This window comes from Bradyrhizobium sp., from assembly GCF_016462955.1.
Lineage (GTDB): Bacteria > Pseudomonadota > Alphaproteobacteria > Rhizobiales > Xanthobacteraceae > Bradyrhizobium.
Window position 1 is genome coordinate 1 of sequence record NZ_JAEMSD010000271.1, and the last position, 9230, is coordinate 9230.

The window sequence follows — 9230 nt, forward strand, 5'->3', positions numbered from 1 at the left end:
CGTGGTGCATCTGCGGCCGGCGCGCCCGCTCGGGCCGGCGGACAAGGACGCCGGTGCCGTCGCGATCATGTCGCGGCCGCGCGGCTATTTCGGCCTGCCGCGGGACGTGGTGCTGTTCGACGGCAAGGAGCCGGCCGACGTCAAGCCGGGCGTGCCCACGGATGCGGCAGCAACCCTGCGCCTTCCCGCCAGCAAGGTTGGGCGTAACATCGTGGCCCAATTCGGCGAGGAGCGGATCGTGGCACGGGTCTGGCCCGCTTCCGAGAACCGGATTGCCATTGCCGAAATGACTTACTAGCTATTGGCCTGCGTCACAGCTGCGGGAGAGAGCCATGAATATCGCCAGCGTGCGTCGGCCCATCGTCCCTCCGGCCCCTCCGCGCGCGCCCGACGACATGTCGTTCTTCGCCCGACTCGCGGTTGTCAGGCAGAACATGATCGCGACCTGGGGACAGCGCGCCTATGAGGAAGACGTCATCCCGGGCCGCTTCTTCTTCCGCAACAGTTTCATCCTGAACCGGCCCGATGCGATCCGGCACGTCCTGCTCAGCAATTACGAGAACTACACGCGCACGCCAGCCGGCATCCGCATGCTGCGCCCCGTGCTCGGCGACGGCCTGCTGATCGCCGAAGGCCATTCCTGGACGTTTCAGCGCCGCACCCTGGCGCCGGCCTTCACGCCGCGCGCCACGGCCAATCTGGTCCCGCACATGACGGCGGTGCTCGACGAGACCATCGCCATGCTCGAAGCGCGAACCGGCGAGCCGGTCGACCTGCGCGAGGTCATGCAGCGCATGACGCTCGAGATCGCCGGGCGCACGATGTTCTCGTTCGGCATGGACCGCCACGGCGCGACCTTGCGCAACTTCATCATGGAATATGCAGCACGGCTGGGACGGCCTTACTTCCTCGACATGCTGTTGCCTGTGTCATGGCCGAGCCCGATGGATTTCGCCCGCGCCCGGTTCCGCAAGCGCTGGACCGCGTTCGTCGCCATGCTGATCGCCGAACGGCGCGCGATGGGCAAGAAGGACGGCGCGCCGCCACGCGATCTGTTCGATCTCATGGACGAGGCGCGCGATCCCGAGACCGGCAAGGGCTTTTCCGACGAACAGCTCGTCGACGAGGTCGCGACCATGATCCTCGCGGGCCACGAGACCACGGCGACCGCGCTGTTCTGGGCGCTCTATCTGCTGGCGCTCGATCCCGACACGCAGGAGGAAGTGGCGTCAGAGGCGCGCGGCGAGCACCTCGACAGCATGGCCGACATCGACCGGCAGAAATTCACCCGCGCGGTGACCGAGGAGACCATGCGGCTCTATCCGCCGGCCTTCCTTGTCGCGCGTGCCGCGCGCGACAAGGACAACGCGGCCGGAGTCGAGATCGGCAAGGGCGACATCATCATGATCGCGCCATGGCTGCTGCACCGGCACGAGAAGCTGTGGGACCAGCCGAACGCGGTCATTCCAAAGCGCTTCATGTCGAAAGAGGCGCCCGATCGTTTCGCTTACCTGCCGTTCGGCGCGGGCCCCCGCGTCTGCATCGGCGCACCGTTTGCCCAGGCCGAATCCGTGCTGGCGCTGGCGCGGCTGATCGGCGCATTCCGTGTCGAGCTCGCCGACACCGCGCCTGCCGTGATCCCGCTTGGCGTCGTCACGACGCAGCCCGACCACTCACCGATGTTCCGCATCACGCGGCGGTGACGCCGCCCCGTCTGGCCGATGGCGCCATTCCCCCCTATAGAGTTGCGCCATGAGCGATGTCCGGGCCCAGTTTGCCGTTTTGAAACAGACCGCCGATGAAAAGGTGGTTGATGCGATTCAGCACCTCATCGACCACGGCGAGGACCACCAGCTCAATCGCGTGAATGTCATCGACTTCTCGAGATTGCATGGTCTCGACGAGGAGCTGGCCATATCGGGCTTTCTGCATTCGGCCCGGCTCGGCCTGTTCGATCTGGGCTGGAACGTGCTGTGTCCGGGATGCGGCGGCGTGCTGGGGGCGCATTCGACCCTGAAGGGGCTCAGGCCGGACGATTATCACTGCGCGCTGTGCGCCTGCGCCTACAAGGCCTCCGTCGACGACCAGGTCGAGGTGTCCTTCACGGTGAACCCGCGGGTCAGGCGCATAGCGGCGCATGATCCCGATACGCTTCCGGTGTGGGAATATTACAAGCAGGTCTATTGGAGTTCCGGCGTCGATTTCACTGATGAATCCGTTGAAACGTTGGCCGGCGAGGTGGCGCTCGAATCTCGCGAGCTGCCTCAGGGTCAAACGGCGACGGTTTCGCTCACCCTGCCAAAGGAATTCATCATCATCTTCGAGCCGATCACGCACGCTGCTCTGTTCATCGATGTCCAGGGCGATCCGGCCGCGGAACCCCAGGAACTCTCGATCGCCTACGCCACCGAACCGACGCTGACACAGACGATCAGCCTGCGTCCCGGCCCGGTCAGCCTGACGTTCCAGAATCAGGCGAGCACACGCGTCCTGCCGTCGGTGTTCGTCGCGGCCGAAGCGCTCCATCACCTGATCGGCAAGCGGAAGCCGTTCCTCACGGCCAAGCGGATGCTGTCGAACCAGACCTTTCGTGATGTGTTCAAAGCCGACAATCTCAGCATCGACCAGCGGCTCCAGATCACGTCTCTGACCTTTCTGTTCACGGATCTCAAGGGATCGACGGCTCTCTACGAGCGGGTCGGCGATCTCGCCGCCTTCGATCTCGTGCGCGCGCATTTTCACGCGCTGCTCGAGATCATCTCTTCGCAGAAAGGCGCGGTCGTGAAGACGATCGGCGATGCCGTGATGGCGACCTTCATCCGTCCCGAGGACGCGATCGTCGCAGGGCTGCGGATGCGTACGGCGATGGACGACCTCAACAGTCAGCGTGGCACCGACGATCTCATCGTCAAGATCGGTATCCACGAAGGCCCCTGCCTTGCGGTGATGCTCAACGAGCGGCAGGATTATTTCGGCCAGACCGTCAACATCGCCGCCCGCGTGCAGAGCCTGTCGACCGCGCAGGAGATTCACATCACCGGTCCGGTGCTGGATGCTCCCGCCGTCGCCGAGGTGCTCGAGCAACGCGCGATCAAGCCGATCCAGAAGCAGGCCGCGCTGCGCGGCATCGCCGACAAGATGGTGGTGTACGAGATACCGTGAGGTTGTGGGCCGCGTCGCAGCCTCAAGCTCCGTCATCAGGGAAGCAGAAGCGCCTTCGATCCTCCACCGTCATGCCCGGGCTTGTCCCGGCCATGACGGCAGACAGCGCGCCCAGATTGCCGAAACGTAATGCGGCGTGCGGAACTGACGCACGTTGCGCCGGTTGGGTTTCCCGCTCATATAATGCTGGTAACGGCCGCGCTCCTTGCGGCGTCATCAATTTCGGTAGGACCTCATGCTGGACGGCTTGCGCCAATTCATCACCGACATTGTTGCTCCTCATGACCAGACCCGCGCATTCGGCGAAAGCGATTACCGGCTCGCGGCCACGGCGCTGTTGATTCACGTGGTTTCGCTGGACGGCCAGCCGACCGCGGCCGAGCAGCGCAAGCTGCATGGTCTGATCGAAAGCCATTTCGGACTGGACCGCGGCACCGCGGATCGCCTGATCGCGGACGCCACGGAGGTCGAAGGCGATGCGGTCGATCTCTATCGCTTCACCAGCGTCATCATGCGCTCGCTCGACGAAGAGGGCCGCAAGCGCATCGTTCAAATGATGTGGGAGCTGGTCTATGCCGACGGCCAGGTCACCGAGTTCGAGGACAACGTCGTCTGGCGCGCATCCGACCTGCTCGGCATTTCCCAGCGCGACCGGATCGAGCTGAAGCACGCCGTTGCAGAGCGTGCCGGTGGACAGGTCAGGGATAGCGCCGTCGGCGGCTGACAGCGCTCGCTCGGCACTCGTGGTCTCCAGGCACATGAAGAAACTTTAATCTATTCGACACCCGCGTCGCACTGCCCTGCAAATCAACGGTTTTCGGCACGGCCTGTCGTTCTGCTCAAGCCGCCATGCTGCCAATGCGGCTTGCCTGTTGCGCACGGCCTATGCTCTCGTTCCGTCGTTGCCGGGGCGGGAAGAGTTGAATTCGAGAGAGTTGGACGTGGTTGAGCGGGTAACGCTGATTACTGGTGCCTCGGCCGGCATCGGGGTGGAGCTGGCGCGCGTGTTTGCCGCCAATGGACATCGCCTCGCATTGACGGCGAGACGCGCGGATCGGCTCGAAGCGCTCGCAAGCGAGCTCGCGGCCAAGGGCGGCAAGAAGCCGATCGTGATCGCCTGCGATCTCGAGCAACGCGATGCCGGCGAAACCATCGCGGCAGCGCTCGCCGCCGAAGGCGTCGAGCTCGATCATCTCGTCAACAATGCCGGCTTCGGCGTGTTCGGCGATGCCATCGAGTGCGATCGCGCCGAGCAGCTCGGCATCGTCGACGTCAACGTCCGGGCCCTGACGGACCTGTCGCTGAGATTTGCCGATCAGCTCATCAGGAACAAGGGCGGCCTGCTCAATGTCGGATCGGTCGCAGGCTTCCTGCCCGGGCCCGGCATGGCCGTCTACTACGCGTCCAAGGCCTATGTGATCTCCTTGACCGAAGCGTTGCGGGCGGAGCTCGCGCCGCACGGCGTCCGCGTCACCGTGCTCTGCCCGGGCCCGGTGCCGACCGAATTCCAGGCCCGCGCGCGCGTCGGATCGGAACATGATACGGCCCTTCTCAACGTCTCTGCCACTGAAGTTGCGCAGGAGGCGTATCGCGGCCTGATGGCCAACAAACGGGCAGTGCTGCCGGGTCTCGGCATCAAGATCGTGCCGTTCGCGCTGCGTTTCTTCCCGCGCGGCTTCATCCTCGCCGCCACCAGCCGGTTCCAGCGGCAGAGGCGCTGAGACCGCCCTCCGCACCCGTAATGGCCCGGAGCTTGCTTCAAGAGCCGTGCGTGTGTGCGCCAACTCACACGATGTTAACCGTCGCTTGGCTATGCTGGCGGCCTGAACCGATAGCACTCGCAGAGGCCATGTCGTTCCGCACGGACAGGTTTGGTGGCGCAGAGGTGGTCGCCTTCCCACGGAGGGCGCCGAGCGCTGCCGCTCCTGAAACCCGGCGGCCGGTTCTGATCGTGCTGCATCAGGAATGCTCGACACCGGGCCGCGTCGGCAATGCGCTGCGCGCGCTCGGCCATCGCCTCGATATCCGCCGTCCCCGCTTCGGCGATCCCTTGCCCGAGACGCTCGATCGGCATGCCGGCGCCGTGATCTTCGGCGGCCCGATGAGCGCCAACGAGTCCGACGACTACATCCGCCGCGAGATCGACTGGATCGAAATTCCGCTCCGCGAGCAGCGGCCCTTGCTCGGCATCTGCCTGGGGGCGCAGATGCTGGCGATGCAGCTCGGGGCGCGCGTCGCGCCGCATCCGCAGGCGCTGACCCAGATCGGCTATTACCCGATCAGGCCGACCGCCGCGGGGCATGCGCTCTGCCCGCATTGGCCGGCGCAGGTCTATCACTGGCATCGCGAGGGATTCGAGCTGCCTGAAGGCGCCGAGCTGCTCGCCGAAGGCGATGATTTTCCGGTGCAGGCGTTCCGTGCCGGCAATGCTTTCGGCGTGCAGTTCCACCCCGACGTGACTTACGCGATGATGTGCCGCTGGACCACGCGCGGCTATGACGGCTTCAGCGCGCCCGGTGCGCGGCAGCAGCACCATCATTTCGCGGATCGTGCCGTCTATGATGCCGCCGAACGCGCCTGGCTCGATCATTTCATCGGCGGCTGGCTGGCGCGCCGGCCGGTGCTGGCGCAAGCCGCCGAGTGATCGCGCCTCCACGCAAGTCCTTGCCCCTTCGCTGGATATGCTAGGCTCTCCGCCAACGAGCACGGCACCAATGCGTGCCGGCCGACAAGGGAGAGCGCCGTGGCCTACGAACACATTCTCTATGAGGTGAGCGACAAGATCGCGACCATCACGCTCAACCGCCCGGATCGCATGAACGCCTGGACGCCCGTCATGGAGCGCGACGTGCGTCACGCGATGGAGGCGTCGAACGCCGACGACAATGTCCGCGTCATCGTGCTCACCGGCGCGGGCCGTGCCTTCTGCGCGGGCGCCGACATGGACGCGCTGAAGGGGCTGGACCCTGACGACGTCAGGCGCGCCTCGAACCTGCCGCCATTCGACATGAACCGCCGGCCGGATTGGCAGACGCGCTACGGCTATTACCCTTCGATCAACAAGCCTGTCATCGCGATGCTCAATGGCGCCACGGCCGGCATCGGCCTCGTCCACGCGCTCTATTGCGATCTGCGCTTTGCCGCCGACAACACCGTGTTCACCACCGCCTTCGCACGGCGCGGGCTGATCGCCGAGCACGGCATCAGCTGGATGCTTCCGCGCATCGTCGGCCACGCCCATGCAATGGATCTGCTGCTCTCGGCGAGGCGCGTGTCGAGCGAGGAGGCGCTGCGGATGGGGCTGGTCAACCGGCTCTCTTCGCCTACGATGCTGCGCGAGGAGACTTATGCCTATGCGCGCGACCTCGCCGATTTCGTCTCACCGAGCGCGATGGCCGTGATCAAGCGCCAGCTTTACGAGGTGCCCTTCCAGACCCTCGCCGAGGCGACGATCGAGGCCAACAGGGAGATGATGGAGGCGCTGGCCGGCAGCGATTTCAGGGAAGGCGTGGCGAGCTTCATGGAGAAGCGGCCGCCGCGGTTTACGGGGAGGTAGGGGGTTCTACGGAGAAGGTCCGCCGTCGCCCTTCGGGCTATGGCGGGACAGCCTTCGCTCACTTCGCTACGAGGGACTTCCCTAGGCTTGCCCAGCCGAAGCTCGCGAAGCGAGCGAAGGCTGGTGGAGCCAGGCGGGATCGAACCGCCGACCTCGTCATTGCGAACGACGCGCTCTCCCAGCTGAGCTATGGCCCCTTTGCTGGCCGCTCTGGTGAACGCGGCCGACAACCGGGCGCCATTTAAGTCCCCGCCAAGGTCAAGTCAAGGACGGGTGTCACCCGGTTTTAGCCGTACTGGCGCCGACTTCCCTTGTTTGGACCTGACGGAACCGATATCTAGCAAAAGGCGTCAATCCCGATCGCAGCCTGAGTTTTCATAGCCAGAGTCTTCAATAGCCATGCGTGCCGTTCTCGACATCGTCATCATCGTGCTCGACCTCTATGTCTGGCTGCTGATCGCCTCCGCGATCCTGTCCTGGCTGATCGCCTTCAACGTGGTGAACACCCGCAACCAGTTCGTTTCGGCGGTGGCGGAGTTCCTGTACCGGATCACCGAGCCGCTGCTGGCACCGATTCGCAATTTCCTGCCCAGCCTCGGCGGTCTCGACATCTCGCCGATCATCCTGATCCTGATCATCATGTTCATCGAGCGGGTGATCCTGTACTACGTCTACCCCAACGTGGTCTGAGCGGACGGAAGCGCCTTGGTTGCCAGCAGGGAGCCCTGGCGCTACTCGGCCGCAGGTCTCAGCATCGCGCTGCGGGTGACGCCGCGCGGCGGCCGCGACGACATCGATGGGATCGAGCAATTGTCGGATGGCCGCAGCGTGCTCAAGGTGCGGGTGCGCGCCATCGCCGATGGCGGCGAGGCCAACAAGGCGGTTTTGGTGCTGCTGGCGAAATCGCTCGGCGTACCCAAGGCCAGCGTCAGGTTGCTGTCCGGGGCCACCTCGCGGCTGAAGCAGATCGCGGTCGATGGCGACCCGGCGCGGCTCGGAGAAGCCCTGCGCCAGTTCGTCCAACTCAAATCTGCGGGCCCCAAATCGACGGACTGAGGAACTGACATGACGGCCAAAATCATCGATGGGAAAGTGATCGCCGCGGAGCTTCGGGCACGCGTCGCCGACGAGGTCGCCCGCGTCAAGCGCGAGCACGATCTGGTGCCGGGCCTTGCGGTCGTCCTGGTCGGCAACGACCCCGCCAGCGAGGTCTATGTCCGTTCCAAACATACCCAGACCCAGGCCGCGGGCATGGCCTCGTTCGAGCACAAGCTGCCGGCCGACGTCTCGCAGGCAGATCTGCTGGCGCTGGTCGCCAAGCTCAACCGCGATCCCGCCGTGCACGGCATTCTCGTACAATTACCGCTGCCGAAGGGGCTGAACACCGAGGCGGTGATCAACGCCATCGACCCCGCCAAGGACGTCGACGGCCTGCACCCGAACAATGCCGGCCGGCTCGCCGGCGGCTTCGAGGCGCTGTCGCCCTGCACGCCGCTCGGCTGCATCATCCTGACCAAGAGCGTGCACGCATCGCTCGAAGGCATGAACGCCATCGTCATCGGCCGCTCCAACCTCGTGGGCCGTCCGCTGGTGCAATTGCTGCTGAACGAGAACGCCACCGTGACGATCGCGCATTCACGCTCGCGCGACCTGCCCGGGCTCGTGAAGAAGGCGGACCTCGTCTATGCCGCGGTCGGGAGGCCCGAGATGGTGCGCGGCGACTGGCTGAAGCCGGGCGCGACCGTGATCGATGTCGGCATCAATCGCATCCCGAAGGAGGACGGCAAGACGCGCCTCGTCGGCGACGTCGCCTATCAGGAAGCGCTCGAAGTGGCCGGTGCCATTACGCCGGTGCCGGGCGGCGTCGGCCAGATGACGGTCGCGTGCCTCTTGGTGAATACGCTGCGTGCGGCGTGTGCGATCGCGGGGTTGGCGAAGCCGGCAGTGTAAGTGAGTGTCATTCCGGGGCGGCTCGCAGAGCCGAACCCGGAATCTCGAGCCACAAACATCTGGATTCCGGGTTCGCGCTTCGCGCGCCCCGGAATGACGATAGGCCTCAGCCCTTTTTCTTCTTCTCGCGGTCCATGCCTTCGAGGATGAGCCTGTGCGCGTCCTCCGGGCCGCCCCAGCGCAGGATCTTCACCCACTTGCCCTTTTCGAGATCCTTGTAGTGCTCGAAGAAGTGCTGGATCTGCTGGAGCGTGATGTCCGGCAAGTCGGAATAGCTCTTCACCTTGTCATAGCGCTGCGTCAGCTTGGACGACGGCACCGCCAGGATCTTCTCGTCGCCGCCGGCCTCGTCTTCCATGAACAGGACGCCGACCGGGCGCACGCTCATGACGGCGCCGGGGATGATGGCGCGGGTGTTGATGATCAGCACGTCGCAGGGATCGCCGTCGTCCGACAGCGTGTGCGGGATGAAGCCGTAATTACCGGGGTAGCGCATCGGCGTGTAGAGGAAGCGGTCGACCACCAGCGTGCCGGCCTCCTTGTCCATCTCATACTTGATCGG

10 protein-coding genes, 1 tRNA gene and 1 pseudogene are annotated in these 9230 nt (G+C 65.0%); 10 read left to right on the forward strand and 2 right to left on the reverse strand.

Annotated elements, in window-relative coordinates:
* The 7 genes and pseudogenes from JHD07_RS24145 to JHD07_RS24175 form a co-directional block, all read left to right on the forward strand.
* Nucleotides 1-298, forward strand: a pseudogene (locus tag JHD07_RS24145) (hydrolase); the annotation flags it as partial.
* 34 nt (nucleotides 299-332) lie between these two features.
* Nucleotides 333-1703, forward strand: coding sequence for a cytochrome P450 (locus tag JHD07_RS24150; RefSeq protein ID WP_291626612.1), 1371 nt, complete (start codon nucleotides 333-335; stop codon nucleotides 1701-1703).
* A gap of 49 nt (nucleotides 1704-1752) precedes the next feature.
* Nucleotides 1753-3162, forward strand: a complete 1410-nt coding sequence (locus tag JHD07_RS24155; protein ID WP_291626614.1) for an adenylate/guanylate cyclase domain-containing protein — start codon at nucleotides 1753-1755, stop codon at nucleotides 3160-3162.
* Nucleotides 3163-3397: 235 nt separating this feature from the next.
* Entirely contained in the window at nucleotides 3398-3886 is a 489-nt protein-coding gene (locus tag JHD07_RS24160) for a TerB family tellurite resistance protein (protein WP_291626616.1), read from the forward strand.
* A gap of 217 nt (nucleotides 3887-4103) precedes the next feature.
* Entirely contained in the window at nucleotides 4104-4883 is a 780-nt protein-coding gene (locus JHD07_RS24165; RefSeq protein WP_291626617.1) for an SDR family oxidoreductase, read from the forward strand.
* A 128-nt stretch (nucleotides 4884-5011) separates the two neighbouring features.
* Nucleotides 5012-5806: a glutamine amidotransferase gene (locus JHD07_RS24170; protein WP_291626620.1), complete on the forward strand. Its 795-nt coding sequence runs from the start codon at nucleotides 5012-5014 to the stop codon at nucleotides 5804-5806.
* Nucleotides 5807-5905: 99 nt separating this feature from the next.
* Nucleotides 5906-6718, forward strand: coding sequence for an enoyl-CoA hydratase (locus JHD07_RS24175; protein WP_291626622.1), 813 nt, complete (start codon nucleotides 5906-5908; stop codon nucleotides 6716-6718).
* A 121-nt stretch (nucleotides 6719-6839) separates the two neighbouring features.
* On the opposite strand, the gene JHD07_RS24180 is transcribed toward JHD07_RS24175, so the two are convergent.
* Nucleotides 6840-6915: transfer RNA gene (locus JHD07_RS24180), tRNA-Ala, on the reverse strand.
* Between the two features lie 202 nt (nucleotides 6916-7117).
* Here JHD07_RS24180 and JHD07_RS24185 point away from each other — a divergent pair.
* From JHD07_RS24185 to folD, 3 genes are read left to right on the forward strand one after another with little or no spacing between them, the layout of a single operon-like run.
* Complete coding sequence (locus tag JHD07_RS24185; protein ID WP_291626624.1) at nucleotides 7118-7408, forward strand: YggT family protein; 291 nt, start codon at nucleotides 7118-7120, stop codon at nucleotides 7406-7408.
* Between the two features lie 15 nt (nucleotides 7409-7423).
* A complete protein-coding gene (locus tag JHD07_RS24190; RefSeq protein WP_291626626.1) occupies nucleotides 7424-7774 on the forward strand; it encodes a DUF167 domain-containing protein in 351 nt (116 codons plus the stop codon).
* A 9-nt stretch (nucleotides 7775-7783) separates the two neighbouring features.
* Nucleotides 7784-8668 (forward strand): bifunctional methylenetetrahydrofolate dehydrogenase/methenyltetrahydrofolate cyclohydrolase FolD, encoded by an 885-nt coding sequence (gene folD, locus JHD07_RS24195; protein ID WP_291626628.1) that lies wholly within the window; start codon nucleotides 7784-7786, stop codon nucleotides 8666-8668.
* 106 nt (nucleotides 8669-8774) lie between these two features.
* On the opposite strand, the gene ppa is transcribed toward folD, so the two are convergent.
* On the reverse strand, nucleotides 8775-9230 hold a 456-nt coding region (gene ppa / locus JHD07_RS24200; RefSeq protein ID WP_291626630.1), incomplete at its 5' end, for an inorganic diphosphatase.

Bases quoted from the DNA above. Each gene is read 5' to 3' on its own strand.
- JHD07_RS24170 (WP_291626620.1), top strand. From the start codon at position 5,012: ATGTCGTTCCGCACGGACAGGTTTGGTGGCGCAGAGGTGGTCGCCTTC.
- JHD07_RS24185 (WP_291626624.1), top strand. From the start codon at position 7,118: ATGCGTGCCGTTCTCGACATCGTCATCATCGTGCTCGACCTCTATGTC.
- folD (WP_291626628.1), top strand. From the start codon at position 7,784: ATGACGGCCAAAATCATCGATGGGAAAGTGATCGCCGCGGAGCTTCGG.
- JHD07_RS24160 (WP_291626616.1), top strand. From the start codon at position 3,398: ATGCTGGACGGCTTGCGCCAATTCATCACCGACATTGTTGCTCCTCAT.
- JHD07_RS24155 (WP_291626614.1), top strand. From the start codon at position 1,753: ATGAGCGATGTCCGGGCCCAGTTTGCCGTTTTGAAACAGACCGCCGAT.
- JHD07_RS24150 (WP_291626612.1), top strand. From the start codon at position 333: ATGAATATCGCCAGCGTGCGTCGGCCCATCGTCCCTCCGGCCCCTCCG.